The 25,008-nt window shown below is 50.2% G+C and carries 22 protein-coding genes; 2 read left to right on the top strand and 20 right to left on the bottom strand.

Translation table 11 applies throughout. The annotated features are described in order from the left end of the window. Window positions 1-92 precede the first annotated feature (92 nt). Window positions 93-1,961 carry a DNA helicase RecQ gene (gene recQ / locus DWY93_RS05030; RefSeq protein ID WP_117469856.1) on the bottom strand — a complete coding sequence of 623 codons (1,869 nt, stop codon included), beginning with the start codon at window positions 1,959-1,961 and terminating at the stop codon, window positions 93-95. A gap of 480 nt (window positions 1,962-2,441) precedes the next feature. Here recQ and DWY93_RS05025 point away from each other — a divergent pair, with 480 nt between their 5' ends. Next, window positions 2,442-3,026, top strand: coding sequence for a xanthine phosphoribosyltransferase (locus tag DWY93_RS05025; protein WP_015554861.1), 585 nt, complete (start codon window positions 2,442-2,444; stop codon window positions 3,024-3,026). A gap of 71 nt (window positions 3,027-3,097) precedes the next feature. On the opposite strand, the gene DWY93_RS05020 is transcribed toward DWY93_RS05025, so the two are convergent. The 13 genes from DWY93_RS05020 to DWY93_RS04960 form a co-directional block, all read right to left on the bottom strand. Further along, window positions 3,098-4,444, bottom strand: coding sequence for a hemolysin family protein (locus DWY93_RS05020; protein ID WP_117469857.1), 1,347 nt, complete (start codon window positions 4,442-4,444; stop codon window positions 3,098-3,100). Window positions 4,445-4,710: 266 nt separating this feature from the next. Further along, window positions 4,711-5,061 (bottom strand): type II toxin-antitoxin system PemK/MazF family toxin, encoded by a 351-nt coding sequence (locus DWY93_RS05015; RefSeq protein ID WP_117469858.1) that lies wholly within the window; start codon window positions 5,059-5,061, stop codon window positions 4,711-4,713. 176 nt (window positions 5,062-5,237) lie between these two features. Next, a complete protein-coding gene (gene alr, locus DWY93_RS05010; protein WP_117469859.1) occupies window positions 5,238-6,413 on the bottom strand; it encodes an alanine racemase in 1,176 nt (391 codons plus the stop codon). Further along, window positions 6,403-7,986 (bottom strand): NAD(P)H-hydrate dehydratase, encoded by a 1,584-nt coding sequence (locus DWY93_RS05005; protein ID WP_117469860.1) that lies wholly within the window; start codon window positions 7,984-7,986, stop codon window positions 6,403-6,405. The genes alr and DWY93_RS05005 overlap by 11 nt, the downstream gene beginning before the upstream one ends. Next, window positions 7,983-8,351: a holo-ACP synthase gene (gene acpS, locus DWY93_RS05000; RefSeq protein WP_015554865.1), complete on the bottom strand. Its 369-nt coding sequence runs from the start codon at window positions 8,349-8,351 to the stop codon at window positions 7,983-7,985. The genes DWY93_RS05005 and acpS overlap by 4 nt, the downstream gene beginning before the upstream one ends. Beyond that, the gene (locus DWY93_RS04995) at window positions 8,345-9,037 is read right to left on the bottom strand and encodes a redox-sensing transcriptional repressor Rex (RefSeq protein WP_015554866.1); all 693 of its coding nucleotides are present in this window, start codon (window positions 9,035-9,037) and stop codon (window positions 8,345-8,347) included. Before DWY93_RS04995 ends, acpS begins: the two co-directional genes overlap by 7 nt. Window positions 9,038-9,313: 276 nt before the next feature. Further along, complete coding sequence (locus DWY93_RS04990) at window positions 9,314-11,293, bottom strand: ABC-F family ATP-binding cassette domain-containing protein (RefSeq protein ID WP_117469861.1); 1,980 nt, start codon at window positions 11,291-11,293, stop codon at window positions 9,314-9,316. A gap of 433 nt (window positions 11,294-11,726) precedes the next feature. After that, a complete protein-coding gene (locus DWY93_RS04985) occupies window positions 11,727-13,097 on the bottom strand; it encodes an MATE family efflux transporter (protein WP_242990530.1) in 1,371 nt (456 codons plus the stop codon). Window positions 13,098-13,495: 398 nt separating this feature from the next. Beyond that, complete coding sequence (locus tag DWY93_RS04980; RefSeq protein ID WP_117469862.1) at window positions 13,496-14,389, bottom strand: MetQ/NlpA family ABC transporter substrate-binding protein; 894 nt, start codon at window positions 14,387-14,389, stop codon at window positions 13,496-13,498. Window positions 14,390-14,568: 179 nt separating this feature from the next. Then, the gene (locus tag DWY93_RS04975) at window positions 14,569-15,249 is read right to left on the bottom strand and encodes a methionine ABC transporter permease (protein ID WP_015554874.1); all 681 of its coding nucleotides are present in this window, start codon (window positions 15,247-15,249) and stop codon (window positions 14,569-14,571) included. Beyond that, a complete protein-coding gene (locus DWY93_RS04970) occupies window positions 15,242-16,276 on the bottom strand; it encodes an ATP-binding cassette domain-containing protein (RefSeq protein WP_117469863.1) in 1,035 nt (344 codons plus the stop codon). Before DWY93_RS04970 ends, DWY93_RS04975 begins: the two co-directional genes overlap by 8 nt. A 328-nt stretch (window positions 16,277-16,604) precedes the next feature. Next, the gene (locus DWY93_RS04965; RefSeq protein WP_117469864.1) at window positions 16,605-17,450 is read right to left on the bottom strand and encodes an Mrp/NBP35 family ATP-binding protein; all 846 of its coding nucleotides are present in this window, start codon (window positions 17,448-17,450) and stop codon (window positions 16,605-16,607) included. Window positions 17,451-17,564: 114 nt separating this feature from the next. Next, entirely contained in the window at window positions 17,565-17,828 is a 264-nt protein-coding gene (locus DWY93_RS04960) for an HPr family phosphocarrier protein (protein WP_015554876.1), read from the bottom strand. A 298-nt stretch (window positions 17,829-18,126) separates the two neighbouring features. Between DWY93_RS04960 and DWY93_RS04955 the strand changes: the two genes are divergently transcribed. Continuing rightward, entirely contained in the window at window positions 18,127-19,131 is a 1,005-nt protein-coding gene (locus DWY93_RS04955) for an MBL fold metallo-hydrolase (RefSeq protein ID WP_117469865.1), read from the top strand. Here DWY93_RS04955 and DWY93_RS04950 read toward each other — a convergent pair. The 6 genes from DWY93_RS04950 to DWY93_RS04925 form a co-directional block, all read right to left on the bottom strand. After that, a complete protein-coding gene (locus DWY93_RS04950) occupies window positions 19,111-19,773 on the bottom strand; it encodes an epoxyqueuosine reductase QueH (protein WP_015554877.1) in 663 nt (220 codons plus the stop codon). The genes DWY93_RS04955 and DWY93_RS04950 overlap by 21 nt on opposite strands. A 230-nt stretch (window positions 19,774-20,003) precedes the next feature. After that, the gene (gene rpoD, locus DWY93_RS04945) at window positions 20,004-21,128 is read right to left on the bottom strand and encodes an RNA polymerase sigma factor RpoD (RefSeq protein WP_021905985.1); all 1,125 of its coding nucleotides are present in this window, start codon (window positions 21,126-21,128) and stop codon (window positions 20,004-20,006) included. 168 nt (window positions 21,129-21,296) lie between these two features. After that, a complete protein-coding gene (locus DWY93_RS04940; RefSeq protein ID WP_343220730.1) occupies window positions 21,297-22,232 on the bottom strand; it encodes a YegS/Rv2252/BmrU family lipid kinase in 936 nt (311 codons plus the stop codon). Window positions 22,233-22,578: 346 nt separating this feature from the next. Further along, window positions 22,579-23,715, bottom strand: coding sequence for an A/G-specific adenine glycosylase (gene mutY / locus DWY93_RS04935; RefSeq protein ID WP_242990529.1), 1,137 nt, complete (start codon window positions 23,713-23,715; stop codon window positions 22,579-22,581). Beyond that, window positions 23,708-24,688, bottom strand: a complete 981-nt coding sequence (locus DWY93_RS04930; protein ID WP_117469866.1) for a biotin--[acetyl-CoA-carboxylase] ligase — start codon at window positions 24,686-24,688, stop codon at window positions 23,708-23,710. The genes mutY and DWY93_RS04930 overlap by 8 nt, the downstream gene beginning before the upstream one ends. Before the next feature lie 4 nt (window positions 24,689-24,692). Then, window positions 24,693-25,001, bottom strand: a complete 309-nt coding sequence (locus DWY93_RS04925; RefSeq protein ID WP_015554881.1) for a DUF6637 family protein — start codon at window positions 24,999-25,001, stop codon at window positions 24,693-24,695. Window positions 25,002-25,008: the final 7 nt, after the last annotated feature.

The raw sequence follows: 25,008 nt of genomic DNA, 5'->3' as shown, positions 1-25,008 counted from the left end.
CGTTTCTGTGATTCGTCAAGTCGATTTCCTATTTTTATCTATGCAAAAAGCGCATAAATTTCGATATTTCGAAACTTTCTGCGCTTTTAAATTTATAATTCCCCACTCAAAGAATCCCTGATTTTATCCAGGAACCTCTCCCCGTACTTCTCAAACTTAAACTCTCCAACGCCGGAAACCTTCAGCATTTCCCCCTTATTTTTCGGTTTTATAAGGCACATATGTACCAGCGTCTTGTCGGAGAATACGATGTAAGGCGGGACTTTTTCTTCCTTTGCGATCTCCCTGCGAAGTTCCTTTAAGAGGTCGAAAAGCGTCGTCTCCTTCTCTGTAAAGTTCTCGCTTCCGGCCGTCATCTTTGTCTTCTTCGCACCGGAAGTCTTTCCAGTCTTCACTCTCTCCTGCTCCTTCGGGAGCTTCATCGTGACTTTCTCATCATCACTGTTTAAGAGGGCCGCCGCGTTCTTTCCGAGTTTTACGATGGCGTACTCGTCGGAGGTCACCACAAGATATTCTTTCACCTGGAGGAAATTTAAGATCTGGCGCAATCTGTATGTAGGAACCTTCGATGACTCTCCGTAATGGGAATTCTCATCCATGTGGTAATTTCGGATCTTCACCGTCGCTGCCCCGTGGACAGTATCCAGGATCACCGTGGTTCCATACCGCTCCCGGCACTCTGCGACGCAGCCCACGATAGCCTTCGCAATCTCCGTCACATCCATCTCCTCAAACTGTGTCTTGCAGTTCGAGCAGTTCCCGCAGTATCCGCTTCCATACTCCCCGAAATACCGCAGGATATACTCTCTCAGGCAGTCGTTCGTAAAGCAGTAGAACGTCATCTTTTTCAAGCGATCCCGGTCTCTCTCCGCAACGATCGCTCTCGTCACATCGTCAAGCTCCTCATTATCCCGGTTGTTGTCGATAAACATCTGGTTTGTCACCACATCTCGGCCGCCGTAGAGCAGCAGGCAGTCCGCCGGTTCCCCGTCACGCCCCGCGCGGCCGGCTTCCTGATAATAGCTCTCCATGTTCTTCGGCATATTGTAGTGGATCACAAAGCGGACGTTCGACTTGTCAATTCCCATGCCGAAGGCATTGGTCGCCACCATGATCTGCGCCCGGTCGAAGATGAAATCCTCCTGATTCTGTTTTCTCTCGCTGTCGGACAGTCCCGCGTGGTATCTCGTCACGGAAAAGCCGTCCTTCATCAGCTTCTCCGTCACCTCCTCCACGAGTTTTCTCGTCAGGCAGTAAACGATGCCGCACTGACCGGCGTGTTCTTCGATATATGTCTTTACCGCCGCATACTTGTCCTTCGGGCTCTGGACCTCGAAATAGAGGTTTGGACGGTCGAATCCTGTTGTCGTCACCACCGGATCCTGGAGTTTCAGGAGATCGATAATATCATCCCGAACCTCCGCCGTCGCCGTTGCCGTGAAGGCGCTGACTACCGGACGTTTCGGGAGTGTACACAAAAATTCTTCTATTTTTAGGTAACCGGGCCTGAAATCCTGCCCCCACTGGGAGACACAATGGGCCTCGTCCACCGCCACCATAGCGATCTTCGCGTGGACGGCAAAATCGAGAAATTCCGGTGTCAGAAGGCGCTCCGGCGCGACGTAGATGATCGGATATCGACCCTCGCGGGCATATCCCAGCGCTTTATAATACTGCCCTGGCGTCAGGGAACTGTTTAAATAGGCCGCATGGACTCCCGCCTGGTTCAGCGCGCTGACCTGGTCCTTCATTAAGGAAATTAACGGTGAGATCACAAGCGTAATTCCCCCGTTCTCCCCTGCCATCAGCGCCGGGATCTGGTAACAGAGCGACTTTCCCGCACCCGTCGGCATGATTCCAAGTACGTCCCTGCCGGAGGTGATCGCGTCGATCATCTTTTCCTGTCCGTCCCGGAAAGCGTCATAGCCGAAATACTGTTTTAATACCTCATATTTATCCATAAAAGCATAATACCTTTCCAAATCTGATAAAGTATCGAGCAAAGTCTGCTATTGAAGCATTATTCAAATGGAACATAAAGAAAAACGATGCCGCAGCGCAGCTAAGAGCATATCGAATATCAGATCATTCAGAATCAAGAATTTATTGTTGTTCCATAATATCACGCTCCTGCTCTCCGTGCAAGCCCGCAGTCCATAAACTTTTATAAAAGATGTCGCTTTTCCATCCCTGTGCCCATTCATTTTCCCGTTACTGTTCACGCTTTGCGCAAACAGTAACTGATTTTGCCGATGCTTCGCATTCCGAATCGGCAAAATCCACTACCACCACTGTATTGTACGGAATTTTCAGTTCAGAAAATTCCTACCCGTGTACAGTAATATTTTCCCCGGCTTTTCATCTTGTAATCTCCCCCCAATATTGCTATAATTGGATACAATACAGATACACCCGAAAAGGGGAATTACGGAGGAAAGAACATGAACTTTTTAGAAGAGCGTATCGCGAAAGACGGTGTTGTAAAAGAGGGAAACGTATTAAAAGTCGACAGCTTTTTAAACCATCAGATGGATATCGAACTTTTTGACGAGATGGGCGCGGAGTTCAAGCGCCGTTTTGCCAATGAAAATATCAACAAGATCCTGACCATCGAGGCATCCGGCATCGGTATCGCCTGTATCGCGGCAATGCATTTCCATGTGCCGGTCGTTTTCGCGAAGAAATCCCAGAGCGTAAACCTTGACGGCGAAATGTATGTTGCTGAGGTAGAATCTTTCACCCATAAATGTAAAAATCAGGTCATCGTTTCCAAGAAATTCCTTTCCCCGGATGACCATGTTTTAATTATCGATGACTTCCTTGCGAACGGTTATGCCCTTCAGGGACTGATCTCCATTGTCCATGAGGCGGGCGCTACAGTTGAAGGAATCGGCATCGTGGTAGAAAAAGGATTCCAGATCGGCGGACAGGTCATCAGAAATCTGGGCTACCACTTAGAGTCCTTAGCCATCGTTGAGTCCATGGACCCGGCTGCCGGCACTGTAAAATTCCGCGAACAGGACTAATGTAAAAACGGATACTTTCGCTTCCGGCAGGAATGCCGGAGTGCAGAGTATCCGTTTTCTATTTCTTCTTTCTATTTCTTCTCTTCTTTCGGTAACGGAATCGCAAGAACCGTCTGGATCACCTTGTTCTCCACTTTCATGATCTTTAACAGATAGTCCCCGATCCGGACACTCCCCTTCTCTCCCGCTTTCGGGATATGCCCAAGCCTGGACACCATGAAACCGTTCAACGTGTCAAAGTTATCCTTATCTTCCTTATCAAATTCCACCCCAAGAGTCTCCTCCACATCATCTAAGAGTGTGAGACCGGTAAGCTCATATGTACCATTCTTTCTGGAAACGATATCTGGCTCTTCCTTATCATACTCGTCCAGAATATTTCCGACGATCTCCTCTAAGATATCCTCCATCGTAACGATACCCGCAAGCTGACCATACTCATCCACGACCAGCTCGATATGGATCTTCTGGGACTGCATCTCCTTAAAGAGAGAGTTGATATTCTTCGTCTCCGGAATAAAGTGTGGACTTCTGAGCAGACCCTTGATCTTTTTGATCGGCGTATTTAAATGTTCTTTCGAGTCTGTATAATGAAGCATGTCCCGCATGTGGAGAATACCGATGATATTGTCGATATCTTCCTCATAAACCGGGAATCTCGAGTAGTTTGCTTCCTTCACAACGAAATCCAGCGCTTCCTTAAGCGTGATCTCCCCGTCCAACGCAAGGACAGCCGTGCGGTGCGTCATGATATCCGCCGCCACTTTATCATCGAACTCGAAGATATTCGTGATCATCTCCGCCTCACTGGCCTCTAAGACCCCCTGCTCATGACCTTCATTGACCATATACATGATGTCTTCCTCGGTCACATTGTCATCTTTTTCGCGGATATTGATGCCCACCGCCTTCAGGGAGATATAGGCGAACTGATCCATCAGCCACGCGAACGGAAACAGAAATTTCGCCACAAGCTCCACCAGTGGAAGCACCTTATAGCAGAACCGGATCGGACTTTTCGCAGCGATGCGCTTCGGGATCACGATCCCCAGTCCCGTGAGCAGAAATGCGATTCCCACAAGTCCCGCGACATATGAAATTCCAACGGCTGCCAGATGCGGCAGCTTTGTGCGCACTCCGAGCAGTGCCGTCAGATTTCGTACCACAAACAGCAGGGAAGACGCTCCCATTGCCAGTGTCAGGATACTCGTTGCCAGCTGGTTTGTGCGGATAAAGAGATACGGATCCTCCTGGATCTTCAGAAGCTTTTCCGCCCTCTTATTCCCCTCGTCGCGCTCATCCTCCAGTGCACTGGTGTTCAGCGCCTGAACCGCCGCACCGAATCCGTACATCACCGCAAACAGGATCACCGATGCGGCAAATAAAACAATTCCTATCCACGAATTGCCATCGTCCATGAGAATTACCTACACTCCTTTATCATTTTCAGTACTGCATCCAGCCGTTTCCAGATCCATGGCTGAATTGTTTCAAAGATCCATTCCAAATCGGCTGTGCCGATAGGATTTTTGCCTTCTATTCTAAGTTTTCTTACGGTCAGCGCAGTAAATGCGCAGACCTACTGAACAGTTACTATTTGTCCACTATAGCATTAAATCCATGCCCCGTCAAGGAATACACCCGCGATTATGTAACAGGTTCCGCCCCTTTCACAGGCATTTTCCTAATAGCCTCCAAGCTCCAGGCTGACCTTCAGCGCCTCGTCCACCCGGCCTAACAGCTCCCCGTCGATATGGCAGATCTTTTCCCTGAGCCTCTGCTTGTCGATGGTCCGAAGCTGTTCTAAAAGGATCACAGAGTCCTTCACCATGTCACAGTCTCTGGCGGAAAGCTCCACATGGGTCGGAAGTTTTGCCTTATTCATCCTTGATGTGATCGCCGCGCAGATCACCGTGGGGCTGTGCTTGTTCCCCACATCGTTCTGGATCACGAGCACAGGCCGCACGCCTCCCTGCTCCGAACCGACTACCGGTCTCAGATCCGCATAATAGATATCGCCCCGTCTGATAATCACAAGTCTCACACTCCGCCTGAATTTCTATGCGGTCAGCAGATCCGGGGCTGTGCCTGCACCTGTCCCCGGCGGCTGCCGCGCTCCCTCAAGAAGCCTGCAACGCGTGCTTCTTATAGTCCAGAGTATTTCCCACTTATGATATTTTATTCAGACGTACCGGTTTTCGAGCATGACCGTCAGAAGCCTTCGTACTCCTCATCCCTGCACATCATGCCGCCCACTTCTTTTCCATTCTTCACGTACCGCCGCGGCACACGTTTTCCTATCAGGCATGGGATCTCGTAATGGAATCCGCCGGAAATCTCTGCAAGCTCCTCCATAGTGATCTCCTGATTCCCGTCTCTACCCACAAGAGTCACAGAATCTCCCTCTTTGGCCTCCGGGATCCCCGTAAGGTCCGCCATAAACTGATCCATACAGATCCGTCCTAAGATCTTTGCCCGTTTTCCATGGATCAGCACTTCTCCTTTTCCGGAGAGATTTCTCGGATAGCCATCCCCGTAACCTGCAGAGACCGTAGCGATCCGCATCGTCTTCTCCGCCTTAAAGGTTCCGCCGTAGCTGACCTCCGTTCCCGGTCCGATCTCCTTGATGTAAGTGATAAAGCTCTTTAACGCCATCGCCGGTTTCAGAGAAATGATATCCTGTTTTACCTCATCCGACGGGTACAGGCCGTAGATCGTGATTCCCGCACGGACCGCGTCCATGTTAAAATCCGGGAGCTCCACGATTCCTGCGCTGTTGGAACAGTGGCAGACCGGTACTTCCACTCCCGCTGCCTTCCCAGCATCACAGAACGCATGGAACCGTCTGTACTGCTCCCCTGCTTTCGTCTTATCTGCCTCATCCGCCCGGGCGAAATGGGTGAACATACCGGCGATCCTGAGAGCCGGAAGCTCTGCGATCTCCTTTACGGTCTCCACGGATCCCTCATCCGGGAAAAGTCCGATACGGCTCATTCCCGTATCCACCGCGATATGGATCTTCGCGGTCTTTCCCTCTGCCACAGCGGCATCTGATAATTCTTTTGCTCTCCGGTATTCAAACATAGGCAGACTGATGTCGTTTTCAAGACATTCCTGATAGCGGCCGGCTGAAACCGGACCAAGACACAGGATCTCTTTTTCGATTCCATGTCTCCTGAGCTTAAGCCCCTCATCCACCGTTGCCACCGCGTATCCACAGACAAAACGGTCGATGGTCCTCGCCACCGGAACTGCCCCATGTCCGTATGCATCCGTCTTTACCACGCCGTACATCTTCGTTCCCGGACGAAGATGCTCCTTCATGGCCTTCATATTTTCTTCAATACGCCCGAGATCCACCTCTGCGTAGATTCTGTCAAATTCCATCTCTGTATACCTCCGGAAGGCAATCTGCGATCTCCCCTGCTAACACTCCGTGGACTCCAAAATGTTGCTCAGCGGCCTCGCCGGCGAGACCGTGTACATAAACTCCAAGGGCCGCCGCGTCACTCTCCTCCAGTCCCAGCGCTACGAGCCCGGCGATCACGCCCGTAAGCACATCACCGGAACCGCCTTTGGCCATAGCCGGAGTCCCGCTTCCGTTCACGAACGTCTTTCCGTCTCTTCCGGCGATCACCGTCGCCGCGTCCTTTAAGACGCATACTACGCCGTACTGATCCGCGAACTCTCTGGCGGTGCGGACCGGATTCTCCTTCATTTCTTCAATCTGAATTCCTGTAAGCCGCGACATCTCCTTCATATGCGGCGTCACAATAATATTCTCCGTAAAATAACCTGTCAGTTCCCGGTATTCCGCCGCAAGATTCAGGGCATCCGCGTCAAGAATGATCGGAACATAGGCGTCCTTCAGGACATTTTCCACCATGCATCTGGCATAATCCTCCATCCCGATCCCGGGGCCCAGAACGATCACATCGGCCCATTCCGTCTCCCTCGCGATCTTTCGCGCAAAGTTTTCCGGGTCTTTCTCGGCCTCCTTCGTGTCGTAGGTAGCTAAAATGGCCTCTGGAAGCTTTTCCTGTACGATCAGCCGGTTCTCCTCCGGGGTAAAGACCTTTACGAGGCCGGCTCCCATCCGGTATGCCGCTCTGGCGGAAAGCAGGGAAGCCCCCGCCATATTCTTCGCTCCTGCCATCACAAGGACCTTTCCGTATGTTCCCTTGTTGGAATCAGCCATGCGGGCCGGGATCCTCAAAAGATCTTCCCGATCCAGCATCTGGACATGTTTTTCCCGTTCTGCGCTGCTCTCCGGCACAAAGCCCACATCTTTTACGAGAAGATGTCCGCAGAGCTCCCGCCCCGGAAACAACACCTGTCCAAGCTTCTTTTCTCCGAACGTGACCGTCACATCTGCGCGGACTGCATCTCCCATCACGCTTCCGTTATCGGAGCTGATGCCCGATGGGACATCGACAGCAATGACTTTCATGTCTTCCTGTCCATTGATCCACCGGATCAGCTTCCGGTATGCGCCCTCCACATTTCTTGAAAGACCGATCCCGAAGATTGCGTCCAGAATCACGCCCCGGCAGCTTCTTTTTCTCTCCCCGGCCTTTCTAAACGGCTGCACCGGGATCTTCTTTTCCACCGGGTCCGGCAGATCTTCCGCCGTCATCACCGGAATTCCCAGCCGTTTTACGACATTTAGCTGGGCTTCCAGCTCCTCGCTTCCTTTTCCGTCCCGCTGCGGGAAAACGATCTTCACATCGTACCCCTTTAAAAACAGCATTCTGGCGGCGGCAACTCCATCCGCCCCGTTATTTCCAAAGCCGCAGACGGACCAGACGGTCCCTGCCCGTTCTTTCTCCAGTATCTCCTCTGCTTTTTCTGCAACTGCCATCGCTGCCCGTTCCATCAGGACTAAGGATGGAATCCCATACCCTTTGATGGACCTTGCATCGAACTCTTTCATTTCTTTTCCACTGAGAACTGCTTTCATCCGGCCTCCCCCTCTCCGACGGCAAACGCCATCGCATGGTCCTTCGTGTCTGAGATCGACACTTCGATCTTTGTGATCCCGAGATCTTCTGCTGTTTTTGCGGCTCCCTCATGAAGCTCCACATAGGGCTTTCCAAGAGGGTCTCTTAAGACCTCCACATGAATCGGCATAAACTCCCGGAATCCCGTTCCAAACACCTTCGCCACTGCTTCTTTAACGGCAAAAGTGCCGGCAAGGACCCGGGGATCTCCCTTTGCCTGCCGGCGCTCACGCTCGGTATAAATACGCGACAAAAAAGCCTCTTTATCACAGGCTTTTTTTACGCGCTCAATTTCGATCAAATCACAGCCAACTCCAATCAACATGTCTCATTGGTTCCCGTCTGTTCTGCTTTTTCCTTTGCTTTCCGCTCCCGCTCATCCTGCATGCTGCAGACACGATAGGAAAGTCGCATCAGGCTCTCGGAGAGGTGGACATTCTCAACGACCACATCATCCGGAACATTTAGGTCGGTATGGGCAAAGTTCCAGATCGCCTTGATTCCGGCCTTTACCAGGCGCTCTGCGATCTCCGGAGCCTTGGACTTCGGGATCGTGAGGGCTGCGATCTGCACCTCGTTATCGATAATAAACTGTTCAAGGTCATCGATCCCGCGGATTTCCACACCACGGACCACGAGACCGATCAGCCGCGGATTGGTATCGAACATTCCCTTGATCATAAATCCGCGCTTCTCAAAATTTGTGTAATTGGCGATGGCCTGTCCAAGGTTTCCGGCTCCGATGATAATGAGGTTGTGCTGTCTGTCGATTCCTAAAATCCTTGCGATCTCCGTGTAGAGATACTTAACATTATATCCGTATCCCTGCTGGCCGAAGCCGCCGAAATTGTTAAGATCCTGACGGATCTGGGACGCCGTCACCTTCATTCTGGCGCTCAGCTCATTGGAAGAAATCCTTTCGATCCCCTCCTCCATCAGCTCACCCAGATATCTGTAATAGCGCGGAAGTCTGGAAATAACCGCCTTTGAAATCTGTCTTTCGTCTGTCATTTTCTGGTTTCACCTTCTCAAAACTTTCATATAACGATGGAATCTATTATACTCATATCTATATTATTTGTCAAATCCTTGTCAAAGAATTTAGGCGAATTGGGGCTGGAACTGCCCTATCCCATAAAAAAGAAAATGTCCCGCCCATGATCTCCCCGACCGGACGGAACATTTTTCTTTTGAGTATATCTATATCTGTTCAACAGGTTTGCTGCTGTTCACACCCTGCGCAGGCAGCAACGGACCTGAGACTCAGCGGATATTAATGATTGCTGCTTATTCAGCCAGCTCCTCCCACTTTTCATACAGAGTCTCAAGTTTCCCTGCGATCTCCTCTTTTTCTTTATTTAACTCCATGAGCTTCGCCACATCGGAGAAAACACTCTCGTCGCAGAGAAGCCCGTCGATCTCACCGTCTCTCGTCTCGAGTCTGTGGATCTCGTCCTCGACCTTTTTCAAGTCATTCTGACGTTTTCTCTGGCGGGCCTGCTCTTCCTTCTGGGCTTTCCAGTCAAGCTTTCCGCCTGCGTCCGCGCTGCTCTCCGCCGCTTTTCCGGAAGTTTCAGCCGCCGCTCCCGTCTTTGATGCGCCGAATCCGACGATTCCGCCGGTAGGCTCCACATTCTCGGTCCCGAAATGGGCGTTCATCATGGCCTCATGTTTTTCCAGATAATAATCGTAGTTACCGATATAATTCATCATCCGCTTTCCGGTGAGATCCAGGATCCTCGTTGCGGTCTTGTTGATAAAATAACGGTCATGGGAGACGTAGAGCACCGTACCGCCGTAATGGCTTAAGGCATTCTCCAGAATCTCCTTCGAAGTGATATCCAGGTGGTTCGTCGGCTCATCGAGGATCAGGAAGTTCGCCTCCGAAAGCATAAGTTTCGCGAGGGAAACACGTCCTCTCTCACCGCCGCTCAGATCCCCGATCCGCTTAAACACATCGTCCCCGGTAAAGAGGAATGCCGCTAACGTACTTCTGATCTGGGTGTTGGACATTCCCGGGTAGGCGTCGGAGATCTCCTCAAACAACGTCTTCTCCATATGAAGGACCTGATGATCCTGATCATAATATCCGATGTGGACTCTGGAACCAAGAATGATCTCGCCGTCATCCGGCTCCACGAGACCGTTGATGATCTTTAAGATCGTGGTCTTTCCCGTTCCGTTGTCACCGATAATAGCGACCCGTTCCCCGCGCTTTACATCGAAATTCAGGTCTGTAAATAATGTCTGGGAACCAAAGGACTTCGCCAGACCGTTCACCGTCAGCACATCGTTTCCGCTTAAGATATTCGGCTCCAGGCGGATATCCATGGCGTCATTGACCTCCGTCGGCTTCTCAAGGACTTCGATCTTATCTAACATCTTTTCCCGGCTCTCCGCTCTCTTAATGGACTTTTCCCGGTTGAAGGATTTTAACTTTTCGATGACCGCTTCCTGGTGCTTGATCTCCTGCTGCTGGTTTAAGTACGCCTTCATCTGGATCGCGCGCATCTGCGCTCTCTTTTCGCTGTAGGCCGTATAATTTCCGGAGTACACAATGGCATGTCCATTGTCCAGCTCAATGACCTTTGTGACGATCTTATCGAGAAAATACCGGTCATGGGCAACGATGAGAACAGCACCGCGGTAGTTTAAGAGATAAGTCTCCAGCCATGCGATGGAGGACATGTCCAGATGGTTCGTCGGCTCATCAAGAAGAATGATATCCGGGTTTGTGAGAAGAAGCTTGCCCAGAGAAACTCGTGTCTTTTGTCCGCCGGAAAGCGTGGAGATCTGCTTGGAGAACTCCTCCTCCGTAAATCCAAGCCCCTTTAAGACACCTACGATCTCACTCTTCCAGGCATAGCCGTTAATGAGTTCAAACTCATGGCTTAAACGGCTGTACTGATTCATCATGGTCTCCAGCTCTTCCCCGGATGCCGTCTTCATGGAATTTTCCAGATCCCTCAGACGATTTTCCATGGCGATGACAGATTTTTTTGCGTCAAGCATCTCCTCGTAAATGGTCCTGTGGCTCAAAAGATCCTGGTTCTGTGCCAGGTAGCCCAGTGTCTTCCCGCTTCCCAGCACCACCTCACCGGAATCAGGCTGCAGTTCACCTACGATTATTTTTAAGAGCGTCGATTTTCCCGCGCCGTTGATGCCTACGATCGCCGCCTTTTCATGGTCTTCAATATGAAAGGAAGCGTTCTTGATAATATCGTCGCTTCCGAATGATTTGCAGATATTGCTGCAGGATAATATCATAAAATCCTCCTGTTTCTATCACTGTAACAGCTTCACAGCCGCATACTTTTTGTACAGCGCAGTTATTTTTACAACTGCTCTTTTATCTTTCAACCGCAAATACAGACTCTGTATTTGCCGGCATTTACTTTTTTATTTAAGCCCAGGGAAAATACGGCCACACCGACGTTTATGATCGTTCCAAGTCCAAACATTTTGTCCTTACAACCAACCGCTTTTTCAGTCCGGCTGCCTGCCTCTTTTCTCTTGTCAGTGTCATGTCACATCAAATCCGCCTGATATAACACCATATCGTATTCATATAAAACGACATACGCAGTTAAGTATAACACATATCTCCCATCAGCGCAACGAACACAAAATCAAAAATCCGCTGCCGTTTTCCATGACATTCCGTTCATGTTGAACCAGGCAGCGGACATCTTTATTCATTTTATGCTTCTTTCTCCACCTGCTCTTCCCATCTGCTTCTCTTATAGTAAAAGTAGGAGATAACCGCGCACACGATCCACCCAACCGGGTAGCCGAGACCTACGGTGTACTCGTTGAAGGCGATCTTTGTCACAAAGAACAGATAGATCTGCCTGCAGACAACGAAGCTGAAGAGCATGATGCACATCGGACCCTTCGCGTCACCGGAGCCTCTTAAGGAACCAGCCAGGATCTGGTTGAAGGAGCTGCAGAAGCGGAACGGCACGGTCATCAGGATAAACAGAGTTCCGTAATGCAGAACCGACGGATCCCTGTTAAAAAGGGATACCAGAGATCTCGCGGAGAGTGCCATGACGATGGAGATGCAGATCAGTACGCCGACACCCATGAACATCGCCTGTCGGACGCCTTTTCTGGCACGCTTTACGTTCTTCGCGCCGAGGTTCTGTCCCACGAAGGTGGTTGCCGCCTGGCCCATGCTCTGGGCCGGCAGGATCGCGAACTGGTCGATCTTCGAGTGGCAGCTCCAGCCCGCCATAATGACAGAGGAACCAAGACCGTTGACATATGCCTGTACCAGAGCATTGGAAAACGCTGTGAGTCCCTGCTGGACACCGGCCGGAAGTCCGATCCGGAAGATCTCACCGAGACATGTTTTATTGATATGTAAATCTCTTAAGACAAGTTTATGGGCGCCATCTGTTCTTGTGAGCGTCATGCAGGCCAGGAACGCGGAAACTGTCTCCGCCATCACCGTGGCGATCGCCACACCGCTGATCCCCCAGTGGAATACCGCCACAAAAAGGATATCCAGAACAATATTTAAGCAGCTGCTGATGATCAGGAACAGGAGCGGACGTCTCGTATCCCCCACCGCCCTTAAGATCGCACTTCCCATATTGTAGAGGAACAGCACCGGAACTCCGACAAAGTAGATCTTTAAATACTCACCCGCCGGTCCGACTACATCATCCGGCGTGGACATCCACTTTAACATCACCGGTACGACCCCGATAGAGATCAGGGAGACAAAACATCCGACGATCACAGCGAAGAGGATCGTCGTCTCCACCGCCTCGTGAAGCTTCTCGAGGTTTTTCGCGCCGAAACTCGTGCTGATCACCACACCGGCTCCGATGGAGATTCCGTTAAAGAAGTTCACCAGCGTGTTGCAGATCGCCGTGGTGGCTCCCACAGCAGCCAGGGCCGACGTTCCGAGATAATTTCCCACAACGATGCTGTCCACGGTATTGTAGAGCTGTTGGAATACATTTCCCATGATCAGCGGGATTGCAAACAACACCAGCTGTTTCCAGATCACTCCCTCCGTCATATCAATGTTTGTTTTTCGTCCACCTTGAGGTCTCGGCATCCGCATTGCCCCTTTCTGACTGTTATTTCTGTTTTATCTCGTTTTTCATGTAAAATTTACCATTAAAATATAATATCTATGTAAATCATACGGGATTTCGGGAGAAAAAGCAAGCAGTTCCATGGCGTCGCTGTCACAGGAAAACCGTTGTCTGTTTCACAAGAAAATTTTGTGAATTCAAGCAACTATTCACTAAGTCTGCATATTTGCTGCGCTGACCGTAAGGAAGCGTAGACTAGAAGGCAAAAATCCCATCGTCGCAGCCGGTTCGGAATGGATTTTTGCTTGTAATTATGAAGGTACTGAATCGTTACGAATTCACGTAAAAGAAGCAGGAAACCCGCAAGTAAACGGGATATCCTGCCTCTTTGGCCATTCGTACTATTAAATTCTAAAGATTACTCCCATGTTGGAATGTAAGCGCCCTTGTAAGTCTCCTCGATCACTTTCGCAACTTCCGGTGTGCGGAAATAATCTACAACTTTCTTGTAAAGCTCATTGTCCTTGTCCGCTGTTCTCGCAACGATGATGTTTACATACGGGTTGTCGCTTCCCTCTTCAACACTCTCAAGGAAGATCGAATCTTTCTCCGGGTTTAAACCGTTGTCAACCGCATGGCCGCCGTTGATGACTGCCGCTGCGACGTCCGGAAGAAGGCTTGCTGTGTTTGCTGCCTCAACCTCTTTAATGTCAAGGTTTAACGGATTCTCTGTGATGTCCTTCTTCGTCGGTGTGTAACCAGCCTCCGGATCAACCTTGATGAGACCTGCGGACTCTAAGAGCTTTAACGCACGGCCGCCGTTTGTAGCATCGTTCGGGATCGCGATGATATCGCCGTCCTTGATCTCGGAAACGTCTTTGATCTTGTTGGAATAAAGTCCTAACGGAGCGATGATGGTCTCACCGATGATGGAAAGATCATATCCGTTGTTCTTGCAGTCATCCTCAAAATATGCGATATGCTGGAAAGAGTTTAAGTCGATCTCGCCGTCGTTTAATGCACGGTTCGGAAGCGGATAATCCGCGAACTTTACAAGTTCCAGATCAATATTCTCCTCAGCAAGCTTCTCAATGACCGGCTGCCACTGCTCATTGTTCTCGCCGACTACGCCGAGCTTGATCACCGTCTTCTCGCCGGATGCTGCTGTCGTATCTGCTGCTGCCTCAGAACCAGCTGCCGTAGTGTCTGCTGCCGCTGCTGTTGTCTCTTCTGTCTTCTGGCTGCTGCCGCATGCTGTTAAGGATAATGCTAAAACTGCTGCGGTGCTGAGTGCTAAAATTCTTTTCTTCATAATGTGTCTCCTCCTAAACTGATTTGTCGCTGCCCGGTTCTGTCCGCATTCGCTGTACGGACCGGACAGTTCCATTCTATTGATACGGCTCAGAAAATTTCCGCGCCGCTTCAAGCTATATGATCGTTTCTTATGACCGGTATTGAAACATACCGACCGCCCAACAAGGGGATACCCTCTTAATGGGTCGTCTTTTTAATAACATAAGAACCTGTACTCTGAATGAGGCTTACCATAATCAGAATGATGATCACAGTCACATATGTGACGTCTGTCTGTCCTCTGGAATGACCGTAACGGATCGCGAAGTCTCCGAGTCCGCCGCCGCCGACAGCACCTGCCATCGCGGTAAGGCCTACCAGACTGATGAACGTGATCTGCATCGCGCGGACGATTCCCGGTACACTCTCCTTCAGATATACCCGGAAAATGATCTCCCAGGGACTGTTCCCCATGCTTTCCGCCGCCTCGATCAGTCCGTAATCCACTTCAGCGAGCGCACTCTCGATCTGTCTCGTGAAAAACGGGACAGTACCGAAGATCAAAGGTAAGATCGCGCCCTTCGTACCGATGGCGGTTCCCACTACCATACGGGTCAGCGGGATCAGAGCTGTCAGAAGGATCACAAACGGAATCGAACGGAAAATATTTACCAGCTTGTCTAAAATATTGAAAACAACCTTGTTTTTTAAAACACCCTTCGGAGCGGTCGCCGTGAGGACAATTCCGAAGAAAAGTCCGAATACCATGGAGATTGCTCCTGATACGATCACCATGTAGATCGTCTGTCCAAAGCTTTCAAGAAGTTCATCCGGCTTCGACATGACATTTGGGATGATTGCATTTAAAAAATCAGCCATTCTCAATCACCTCCACTCCTACATTCTTTGCTTTCAGATATTCAACTGCACCCTCAATATCCTCTTTCCTGCCGCTGGCGATCGCTACGGTTCCGCCGATCGGCGCGTCCTGAACGATCTCCAGATCCGCAAAGATGATATTTAAGTTGATGTTGAACTTTCTGGAAGTCTCGGAAATCAATGCCTCCGATGTATTTTTCTTAATATAGTTCAACCGAAGGATCTTCTCGCCCGGCTTTAATTCTACAAGCGGTGACTTATCCTCGATCAGTTTTTCGATCTTCTGAAGGTTTGAAGTTGTGCGGATGAAATCTCTCGTGATACCAGCCTTCGGTGCCGCAAAGATCGAGAACACATCGCCTTCCTCAACAACATTTCCGTGCTCCATAACAGCAACCCTGTCACAGATCTCCTTGACAACTGCCATCTCGTGGGTAATGATCACGATAGTGATTCCAAGCTTCTTATTTAAATGCTTTAAGAGCTGTAAGATCGCCCCCGTAGTCTGCGGGTCCAGAGCGCTGGTGGCCTCATCGCAGAGAAGAACCTTCGGGTCATTCGCAAGGGCCCTTGCGATCGCGACTCTCTGTTTCTGTCCGCCGGAAAGCTGGCTCGGATACGCATTTTCCTTCTCTGCGATATCAACGAGCTCCAAAAGCTCCTTCACTTTCGCCTTGATCTGCTGTTTTGTAAGCCCGCTTCCCTTTAACGGGTAAGCGACATTCTCTCCTACCGTTCTGGAACGCATCAGGTTAAAGTGCTGGAAGATCATTCCGATCTTCTTTCTCGCCTCTCTCAATTCCTTTGCTGGAAGATCCGTGAGGACCTTTCCGTCTACGGTGACGGTTCCGCTCGTCGGTCTCTCAAGCAGGTTGATGCATCGCACCAGTGTGGATTTTCCGGCTCCGGAGAATCCGATGATACCGAAGATCTCGCCGCTCTTGATATGGAGCGTTACATCGGAGACCGCGTGGACTTTATCCGCGCCGGTATCAAAGGTCTTTGTAATATGGTCTAACTGAATCAATTTTATCCTCCTATGTACGTACCAGTCGTACATTTTCTAATTTCTGTGTGTGCTAATAAGATATCACGTTTTCACTGATCCGTCCAATACAGATAAGAAATAAGTCGTTATAGGTTTTTTCTATATCAGAGAGTCTTTTATGAATTTTTCCGGCTCTGACATTCATCTGTCTTTCTGTGGTGGTCATTTACCAGATTGAACCCTTTGATTTTCGATTGCATAAAAAGAATGTGCCTTTGGTGTAACAGGGAATTTCCTGTTACACCAAAAATACGGGCAGCTATTGCCTTAGCTGCCCTGTGTATCATACCTTATTTTTTTGCTTTTCCTAAGCTTCCTTCACTGCCTTCACCGCATTGTCTAAGAAGTCTGCTTCTATATACTCTACCGTTCCCTCGTCGACAGCTTTCGCGATCGCCGGACGGATCGGGATCTGAGCGAGAACCGGAATTCCGTATTCCTTTGCGACATCATCAATATGGCTCTCGCCGAATACGGAAATCTTCTTTCCGCAGTCCGGACATTCGAGGTAGCTCATATTCTCAACAAGACCAAGGATCGGAACGTTCATCTTCTTTGCCATGTTAACGGCCTTCTCAACGATCATAGCGACGAGCTCCTGCGGGGAAGTTACGATGATGATTCCGCTTACCGGAAGAGACTGGAATACGGTCAGCGGCACATCGCCGGTTCCCGGAGGCATATCAACAAACATGTAGTCAATATCCTGCCAGAGTGTCTCACTCCAGAACTGTTTTACCGCACCTGCGATCACCGGACCACGCCAGATCACCGGGTCCGTCTCATTTTCCAGGAGCATGTTGGAGGAGATCACCTCAACACCTGTGGAGGAGACTGCCGGGACAAGGAGTTTTCCATCCGGAGTCACGGTCACACCGTCATGGATTCCAAATGCTCTCGGGATCGACGGACCTGTGATATCCGCATCAAGGATTCCTACTCTCGCACCCGTCGCGCGCATGCGGCATGCCATCAGGGATGTCACTAAGGATTTTCCGACACCGCCTTTCCCGCTGACAACGCCGATCACTTTGTTTACAGAGCTCGCCGGATTTAACTTCTCAAGGAAGCTCTGCGGCTCATTTGTTCTGCTTCCGCAGTTTGCAGTACAGCTTCCGCAGTCATGTGTACAATTTTCTGCTGTTTCGCTCATGATTCTCTCACTTTCTATCACTTATTCTCCCACCAGATCCTCTACCTGTGAGTTTGACGGGAGCCATGGCAGCCTGATGCTGCCACGTTGCTTATTTTTCTTTTTACGCTGTTCTTATTCCTTTAAACCTGTCTCGATCAGGTCACATACAGCCTCCAGGGCTTCTTTCTCGTCCGGGCCATCACAATGTACTGTGATCTCATCGCCGCACCGGATCCCGGATGCCATTACGTTTAACACACTCTTCGCATTGATTTCTTTTTCTTTATAAAAAATCATCACTTTAGAATCGAACTTCATGGATGTCTGGCAGAGCAGTCCCGCCGGGCGAAGATGAAGACCTGTCGGGTTTACTACTGTAACTTTTCTTTCTACCATAACCTGTTCCTCCTATTTTGTTTGTAAACATGTAACTATTCAGTACCTTCATAGTCACGAGCAAAAATCCATTCCAGATCAGCTTCGCTGATGGGATTTTTGCTTTCTATCCTATGTGTTCTTACGGTCAGCGCAGCATATGCGCAGACCTACTGAATAGTTACGTAAACATTTTCATTTTATACCACAAACCCCATGATGTCAACGAAACGCTCCGGAATGATTTGACATTTTACAAAGCCCGGGATAAAATCAAAACGATCTACCTTAAAAACCACGTTCAAGGAGTTCCCACGAAATGAAACTACTCGCTCCCAATCTATATAAAGTCATTCTCACCAATAAAGCCATGCGGACCTCATCGAGAAACCTCTATATTATAAAAGGAAATGGCCGCAGCCTCATGATCGACACATCCTGGAAAGTTCCGGAGTGCCTGAATGAGATGGAACATGTCTTAAAAGAGCTTTCCATCGACTATCGGGATCTCGACATCTTTGTGACCCACAATCATGCAGATCACAGCGGATACATCTCCCTTTTCATAGAGCGCGGTGCCCGGGCCTTCATGAACCCCGTGGAGATCTCCGAATGTTCCGACCGCTACCATCGTCTTTATGAGGACAACACCATGCGCCGCTCCTACACCAGAGAATGCGGAGTCACAAAAGAACTGGCTCCCGATGCCTGGCAGGAAATCAACACCGGAGCTGACCAACTTGCAAGGGAAAACAATATTTCTTTTCATTTTCCCTTTACCCCCATTGCGCCGGGGGACACGCTCTCCTGCGGCGGCTATGATTTCGAGATCGTCCCCCTATACGGTCATACAGCCGGTCAGTGTGGGCTCGTGGAGAGGAAGAAAAAGCTTTTCTTCTGCGCTGATCAGGTGATCCTGGGGCTTACTCCCATCGTCATCACATCAGGAAAAGACCAACATCTCCTTGCTGAATACTTTGCATCCCTTAAAGCACTGGCTGCCGATTATGCCGGTTACCGTTTTCTCCCCGGACACTACGGAGAATTCACCGAGATCCGTGAGGAGACCTGCCGCATCATCGACGAATATGAGACACGCTGCACCCAGCTCCGGCTGGCTCTGGCAGAAAGCCGCCGCCCCATGACTCTTTTAGAGCTTGATCAGGCGCTCTATGTCCAGCGCATGCAGACCTACCGCTATTCCTATCTTTTCTCCTATCTCAATACATGGCCGAAACTCTTTTCCTGTCTGGACTGGCTGGCAGAGACAGGGTCGATCACCCGGACAGAGAAGGACGGGGTCTTATTCTGGTCTCTCCGCTGAGCGCGCCTCCGACTCCCTCTTTGAGAACACGCAGCCACAGTAATTCTGACGATAGAGCGCGTGTTCTCTGGAAAGCTCCGTGGATCTTTTATATCCGTTTCTCTTCTTGAAATCTGATGACAGAAACTCCACACCATACTCGCGTCCCATCTCTTCCCCGATCCGGTTTAACCGCTCCGCGTCCTTTAGGGGGCTGATCGTAAGCGTCGTCGTAAAGAAATCGAAGTACCCGGCTTTTGCCTCTCTCGCCGCCTCGGAGAGGCGGAGTTTAAAGCACTCCGTACATCTTGCGCCGCCTTCCGGCTCCTGCTCGAGCCCTTTTGCCGCTGCATAGAAATCGTCGGGCACATAGGTTCCTGCCACAAAATGGATCGGGTGGCGGTCTGTCTCCTGTTCCCACTCTCCATTGAATTCCCGGATCAGACGTTCCTGCTCCGATGTCCGCTCCTCGTACTCTGATGGCGGATAAATATTCGGGTTATAATAAAATACCGTGATCTCAAAATATCTGGAAAGATATTCCAGAACATAACTGCTGCAGGGCGCACAGCAGCTGTGTAGAAATAAAGTGGGAACCTTTCCCTCTTTCTGCAGTTCTTCCAGTTTTTTGTCTAATTCCTTCTGATAATTTCTCTTATTCATATGATCTCCCGGCAGGCTATGCTGCCCCGATGCTTCAATCCCCTGTGTCTCCTTCTGTCTCAGCCTTCTGCCCGGTTGCCGTCACCGGCACTTCACCATTACAGGATACCGGCAAAAAGACCGCAACGGAAAAAGGCAGCCGGATCTTCTCCCGCTGCCTGCATTTCTATTTTCACCGAATCCGTTCAGTCTGCCCCCAACGATCCGCTTCCAATATCCTTTTCCCGGTCTTACAGGAAATCCCGGATCCGTTTGCTGCGGACCGGATTTCTGAGCTTTCTCAATGCTTTCGCCTCGATCTGGCGGATACGCTCTCTCGTTACGTTGAACTCTTTTCCAACTTCTTCCAGAGTTCTCGGATGTCCGTCTTCAAGACCGAATCGAAGAACGATGACCTGACGTTCTCTCTCTTTGAGATCACCAAGTAATGCGTCGATGTGCTCACGTAACATTACGGATTCCACGTTTCCTTCCGGAGTCACCGCGTTGCTGTCCGCAACAAAGTCGCCGAGATTGGAATCGTCCTCCTCACCGATCGGAGTTTCTAAGGATGCAGGCTCTCGCGCGATCTGCATGATCTCCATAACCTTGTCCTCAGACATCTCGAGCGCTTCCGCGAGTTCTGTCACGGACGGCTCATAGCCGAGTTCCAGAGTCAGCTTTCTCTGCATCTTTGACATTTTGTTGATCGTCTCTACCATATGCACCGGAACACGGATCGTTCTCGCCTGATCCGCAAGGGCTCTCGTCACAGACTGACGGATCCACCAAGTCGCATATGTACTTAACTTATATCCTTTTGTATAGTCGAACTTCTCAACGCCCTTGATCAGACCAAGGTTTCCTTCCTGTACAAGATCCAGGAAACTCATTCCACGTCCAGTGTAACGCTTTGCGATACTTACGACGAGACGAAGGTTTGCCTCGATCAGACGCTCTTTTGCAGACTCATCTCCCTCTGCCTTTCTCTTCGCGAGACGAAGCTCCTCATCCGCGGAAAGAAGCGGCACGGTACCGATCTCCTTTAAGTACATGCGGACCGGATCCTCTGTTCCGATACCTTCCAGAAGATCGATGGCGTCTAAGTCAATGTCCTCTCCGTCCTTGTCCTCACGGTAGTCATCATCCAGATCATCCAGAAGCATGGAATCATCCGCAAGCATTGCGTCATCAATTACCGGCACAACGTCGATATTGCTGTGCTCTAAGTAATTATAAATTTCATCCATCTGCTCCGGTCCGAGGTTATCTCCGGCAAAAAAGTCGTTGATCTCCGTCGCGTCAAGTGCGTTCTGTTTTGACTTGCCCAGTGCGACAAGTTTCTTAAGTTTGTCTAAAAATACTTCTTTTTCCACTGAATAACGTCCTTTCAGGTTGGGGCTGCTCAAACTGCTCCACGATAGTTCATTATATACTATCCAGCGACAATTTTCAATGCTTTTCTACGCCTTTTTTGTTGAATTTTAACATTTTATTAGCACTTTTTGTAATTATTCAGCAGGTCTGCGCACTTGCCGCCCCTGTCATCCCGCCGTCTTCTCCTCCTGCTTCTCCGGCTCCGGGCTGCAGCTTAAGGTCACTGCTTCCTTCACATTCTCGATCTTTGCCTCAGTAACCGATCCGCCAAACTCACCGTCGAGGACCCACGGGATCTCTTCCTTGGCGGTGACCGTAAACTTTGAAGATTTCACGCGGATCACGTCCTTATTTTCCTGTTCCGGGAACAGAAGCAGACCACTTATAATATTCGGAAGATCCGCCGGAGTCTTCGGTGTCCGGATAAACACGCCCTCAAACAGGCCGTCATGGAAGGAAACATCCTTCGGCGCAAGTCCTCTGAAGCCTCCGACACTTGTGGTGTTCGTCACCATTCCGAAAACGAACTCTCCATCCGTCTCACCGTCATCCCATGTCAAATGCATCCTGTAGGATTTGAGATTTCCCAGTGCCTTGATGGACTCCAGGATATATGCCTGATGCCCAAGAACGTTCTTGATGTCCTGGGGCGTGCTGTACGACACTTCCGTGAAAGCGCCAAATGCGGCGATATAAACAAAATACCGCTCATCCCCAAATTTTCCGATGTCGACGCCGTAGGACTTTCCGCTCACCACATCCTGCGCCGCCTTCGTGAGATTCGCCGGAATCTTTAAGCTTCTCGCGAAATCATTCGTGGAACCTGCCGGGAGATATCCGATCTCCGGGCGTTTTTCCAGCCTCATGATGCCGGAGATCACGCTGTTCAGCGTTCCATCCCCGCCGCTGCAGACGAAAAGTTCCACATCCTTACCGTATTCCTCGGCAATCTTCGCCGCATCCCCCGGTTCCTGGGTCACATAGACAGAGGGCAGATAGCCTGCTCCACAGAAAATCCCGAGAATATCGGACAACTGGTTCTTGATGGCTTCCTTCCCGGAACGGGGATTAAAAACAAATAACATTTTTTTCATTTTCATCATGAACACGCTCCATAAAAGACGCCCTTATGCGCCATAATACTAACAAATGTCAATACTTTCTATTTCTAATATGGGACACTGACAGATGCATCGGTACTACTGTACGGAATTTTCAGTTCAGAAAATTCCTACCCGTGTACAATAATGATGCATCTTCTGCATTCTGTCCGCCCTGACAAACAATATCTGTGGGTTCAAGAGAATTTACAGCCATTATATCATAGACTCACGACCCCCGCGCTGACGCGCTCTATTGCCTGCTGACGCAGGCGGTTCGTTCGTTAATGGTCCAAGAAAAACAAATGCCACCTGCGGTGCCGCTTGTTTTTCTTTTGGACTCATTATATCATGACTGGCTTTCCAGCAGCTTTCTATACGCCGCAAACGCGTTCGGGATCGGGTACTTCTCCTTCAATTCCCCTCTGTCCGCAAACAGCATTCCCGGGATCTCCTCCCCTGCCTTTACCAGGTACCCGCTCATATGCCACTCCACATGGCTAAAAATGTGCTTTGCCTCCGGCAGTTTTTCCTCCACCGATGCCCCGCCACCGAGGCGTTCCAGTACCTCTTTCTCTGAAAGTTTTCCTTCCAGATTCGGAAATTCATACAGGGATGCCAGCAGTCCGGTGTCATCCCGCTTTCTAATGGCTATTTTATCCCCGTATTTCACTAATAATACGGTCTTTTCCTCAATTTTCCTTTTCTTTTTCGGTGCCTTCACCGGGATCGCAGAGATCAGGTTTCTTTTTCTCGCCTCGCATACCGTATAGAATGGACATGGAAGATCGCAGAGAGGGGCACCATTGGGGACGCAGACGATGGCTCCGGTCTCGATGAGCGCCTGGTTGAAATCTCCTGGCTCATCCTTTTTGAGTGTCTTTAAGACCTCTTCGACCGCAGCTTCTGTCTTCTTCTTTACCGCTTGTTTTAAGATATCTTCGTAGCTTCCGGCAACTCTCGAAAGGACCCGCATGACATTTCCGTCCACCGCTGGGACAGGGAGTCCGAAAGCGATGGATCCAATGGCACCCGCCGTGTAGCTTCCGATTCCCGGAAGCGCAAGAAGCGCTCTGCGATCTGCCGGAAGTTCTCCGCCGTACTGGGAAACGATGATCTTGGCCGCTTTCTTCAGATTTCTGGCCCTGCTGTAATATCCGAGACCTTCCCAATACTTGAAAAGCTCTTCTTCCTCACACTCAGCCAATGCCTGCACCGTCGGAAAACACTCCATAAACCGGGCAAAGTAGGGCTTTACCGCCTCCACTCTCGTCTGCTGCAGCATGATCTCCGAGATCCAGATCCGGTAGGCATCCTGGTTCTCCCGCCAGGGGAGATCTCTTTTATTCCCCCGATACCAGGAAAGGAGCGGTCCTCTTGCGGCTTCCAGACGCTCCGTCAGGGTGAGGTCTTTCTCATCCGGAAAGATTTTCTGGAGACCGGAATAAAGATCCGCCCCCGAAACATTCATTTCTTCCTTATACATATCCATAGACTCCGCGGACGGAAACTTCCCCGGAGATAATCTCCTTTAATGTGCCATCGGAGAGACGGACTAAAAGTGCGCCTTCCTTGTTGATTCCCTCAGAGACACCGCGGTACTCGCCCGCCGGATCCAGAACGCACACCTCGTTGCCGAGATTTACAAGGTTTGCATTGTACTCTTCAATAAGTCCCGACATGTCCTGTGTCTCGATGAAGGTGTCATAATATCCCTCAAATGCCTCCATGATCGCCGCGATGATCTCGCTTCTCTTCTGGATCTTTCCGCTCTCGATCCGCAGGGACGTCGCTGTCGCCTTGATGTCATCCAGAAATTCCGTCTGGTTTACATTGATGCCGGTTCCCGGGATCACGTACTGGATCTCCATGAGTTCCGTGCTCATCTCCGTTAAGATTCCGCAGATCTTCTTCTTATTCAAAACAAGATCGTTCGGCCATTTGATCTCAGGTTTCAGGCCTGTCGCCTTCTCGATTCCCTTTTTCGTGGCCAGCGCCATAACGAGCGTCAGCATGGATGCCGCCATGGGATCGATCTGTGGTCTTAAGAGCATGCTCATCCAGATCCCAACGCCCGCCGGAGATGTCCAGACACGACCTCTTCTGCCCTTTCCGCCGAGCTGGCGTTCCGCGACAGCCAGGGTTCCGTGGGGCGCGCCCTGTTCCGCGAGACGGCGGATCTCATTGTTCGTGGAGTCGGTCTCCTCGAAGAACGCCACCTGCGTTCCTGCCCATTTCGTGTGGATCGTGCTTTCCAGCTCTTCCTTTGAGAGCACATCCGCCGATCCCTTTAAAATATATCCTTTATTCCGGACGGCCTCGATCTCGTAGCCCTCCTCCTTTAACTGGTTGATGACCTTCCAGACCGCCGTTCTCGAGACACCGAACTTCTCGCAAAGCTCCTGACCGGAAATATAGCCATCTGTCTCCTTCAATAATTTCAGGATCTCTCCCTTCATCTCATTACCTCCACCAGATACTCATTGCGCTTAAAAATGTAAAGATCAGCAGAGTCGTTCCGAACACCATCTGGAACACCGCCGCCGTTCTTCTCCGCCTCTCCCGTTTTGCCCGGGACAGCCAGTATTTTCCTGTGACCAGATTTAAAACTGCCGCCAGGAAAAATATCGCCGGAAAGAGGAACATATACCTCTCCGTGTCAAGGAACGAGATAACTGCCATCACCACCACAGCGATGCCGATGATGATGTGCATGGCATCAAGAGCCATGGACTCGCTCCTGACTTTTCTTCTCTTATTGTTTTCCGCCATATTTCAG

It is taken from the genome of Clostridium sp. AF28-12 (assembly GCF_003435225.1).
Lineage (GTDB): Bacteria > Bacillota > Clostridia > Lachnospirales > Lachnospiraceae > Pilosibacter > Pilosibacter fragilis.
Note: the sequence above shows the minus strand (reverse complement) of the source record. Positions and strands in the feature narration are given on the sequence as shown.

Bases quoted from the DNA above. Each gene is read 5' to 3' on its own strand.
- recQ (WP_117469856.1), bottom strand. From the start codon at position 1,961: ATGGATAAATATGAGGTATTAAAACAGTATTTCGGCTATGACGCTTTC.
- DWY93_RS05025 (WP_015554861.1), top strand. From the start codon at position 2,442: ATGAACTTTTTAGAAGAGCGTATCGCGAAAGACGGTGTTGTAAAAGAG.
- DWY93_RS05020 (WP_117469857.1), bottom strand. From the start codon at position 4,444: ATGGACGATGGCAATTCGTGGATAGGAATTGTTTTATTTGCCGCATCG.
- alr (WP_117469859.1), bottom strand. From the start codon at position 6,413: ATGGAATTTGACAGAATCTACGCAGAGGTGGATCTCGGGCGTATTGAA.
- DWY93_RS05005 (WP_117469860.1), bottom strand. From the start codon at position 7,986: ATGAAAGCAGTTCTCAGTGGAAAAGAAATGAAAGAGTTCGATGCAAGG.
- acpS (WP_015554865.1), bottom strand. From the start codon at position 8,351: ATGTTGATTGGAGTTGGCTGTGATTTGATCGAAATTGAGCGCGTAAAA.
- DWY93_RS04995 (WP_015554866.1), bottom strand. From the start codon at position 9,037: ATGACAGACGAAAGACAGATTTCAAAGGCGGTTATTTCCAGACTTCCG.
- DWY93_RS04990 (WP_117469861.1), bottom strand. From the start codon at position 11,293: ATGATATTATCCTGCAGCAATATCTGCAAATCATTCGGAAGCGACGAT.
- DWY93_RS04985 (WP_242990530.1), bottom strand. From the start codon at position 13,097: ATGCCGAGACCTCAAGGTGGACGAAAAACAAACATTGATATGACGGAG.
- DWY93_RS04980 (WP_117469862.1), bottom strand. From the start codon at position 14,389: ATGAAGAAAAGAATTTTAGCACTCAGCACCGCAGCAGTTTTAGCATTA.
- DWY93_RS04975 (WP_015554874.1), bottom strand. From the start codon at position 15,249: ATGGCTGATTTTTTAAATGCAATCATCCCAAATGTCATGTCGAAGCCG.
- DWY93_RS04965 (WP_117469864.1), bottom strand. From the start codon at position 17,450: ATGAGCGAAACAGCAGAAAATTGTACACATGACTGCGGAAGCTGTACT.
- DWY93_RS04960 (WP_015554876.1), bottom strand. From the start codon at position 17,828: ATGGTAGAAAGAAAAGTTACAGTAGTAAACCCGACAGGTCTTCATCTT.
- DWY93_RS04955 (WP_117469865.1), top strand. From the start codon at position 18,127: ATGAAACTACTCGCTCCCAATCTATATAAAGTCATTCTCACCAATAAA.
- DWY93_RS04950 (WP_015554877.1), bottom strand. From the start codon at position 19,773: ATGAATAAGAGAAATTATCAGAAGGAATTAGACAAAAAACTGGAAGAA.
- DWY93_RS04940 (WP_343220730.1), bottom strand. From the start codon at position 22,232: ATGATGAAAATGAAAAAAATGTTATTTGTTTTTAATCCCCGTTCCGGG.
- mutY (WP_242990529.1), bottom strand. From the start codon at position 23,715: ATGTATAAGGAAGAAATGAATGTTTCGGGGGCGGATCTTTATTCCGGT.
- DWY93_RS04930 (WP_117469866.1), bottom strand. From the start codon at position 24,688: ATGAAGGGAGAGATCCTGAAATTATTGAAGGAGACAGATGGCTATATT.
- DWY93_RS04925 (WP_015554881.1), bottom strand. From the start codon at position 25,001: ATGGCGGAAAACAATAAGAGAAGAAAAGTCAGGAGCGAGTCCATGGCT.